Source organism: Nocardiopsis listeri NBRC 13360 (assembly GCF_001570765.1).
In the GTDB taxonomy this organism is placed as follows: domain Bacteria; phylum Actinomycetota; class Actinomycetes; order Streptosporangiales; family Streptosporangiaceae; genus Nocardiopsis; species Nocardiopsis listeri.
Genome location: NZ_BCSH01000140.1, coordinates 1 through 949, shown reverse-complemented (window position 1 = coordinate 949; position 949 = coordinate 1). Strand labels below are relative to the sequence as shown.

General features: G+C 64.3%; 1 protein-coding gene. It reads right to left on the bottom strand.

The window, feature by feature from the left end:
- Positions 1-3: 3 nt before the first annotated feature.
- On the bottom strand, positions 4-783 hold the full coding sequence (locus tag NLI01S_RS24820; protein ID WP_157091142.1) for a transposase family protein: 780 nt from the start codon (positions 781-783) through the stop codon (positions 4-6).
- Positions 784-949 lie beyond the last annotated feature (166 nt).

Here is a 949-nt window from a genome sequence, read left to right as displayed (position 1 = left end):
GGCTTATTCATAAGCCTCGAAGTATCGGGTGAAGAAGTACAGACCGATGATCACGGACAGGGCCTCGCTGAACTTGGCCAGCGGAGCGCGGTAGCGGGTCTGGAGCATGCCCCAGTTCTTCAGATGGGCGACGGCTCTTTCTACCGCCGCCCGGAAGCTGTTGATCACGGTGTTGTTGGCCTGCTGCTCCGGGGAGAGCTCGCCGCCCGGGGGTTTCCTGGCGGGTGAGATGTCCACCTGGGCCTGGTAGCCCTTGTCGCCCAGGGTGCTGTCCAGACCGGCGATGAGATCGTCCAGGCCGCTGGCCTCCAACGCGTGGGCGTCGTGGCGTGATCCGGGTACGGGCGCAGGTCCGATGGCGGCGATGTCGCCCGCGGGTGTGCAGGCGATCTGGAGGTTGAAGCCGGTGGTCTGGTGTTTTCCCGAGTACATGCCCTTGGCTGCTTTCCAGTCCCAGGTGGGGGCCAGGGTGCCGTCGACCAGGATGGTCGAGCCCCCTACGGTTTCGCTCGGGTCGAGGACGAAGGTGGCCAGTTCAGCGGCGATGAGGGGGCGGAGCAGGTCCCATCGGCGGCTGACGGTGGCCTGGGAGACATCGAAGAAGGCTCCGGCCAGGTTCTGGGTGAGGTTGTGGCGGTGCAGGGCCACGACCATGGCGACGGAGGCGTACAGGCCCAGCGCGGCGGGTCTGCCTCCGGGCCGGGTGAGGTGCCCGAGCCTGTGGTGGATGCGGGCGGTGAGCTCGGTGAGTTGTTCGGGTGGCAGTCCGGTTATACGCTGCAAGTCCAACGGCTCTTCTGCTTCGTCTGGTTGGTCTCTCAACCCCAGATTTCAGCGGAGGAGCCGTTGTTGTGTGGGCAGAACACGGAAATCCGTCTGAATCGTCCCGCTTTGACTCTTTCGAACGATGGTCGGATCCCTGCTGTGAACAGGGCTTATGAATAAGCCT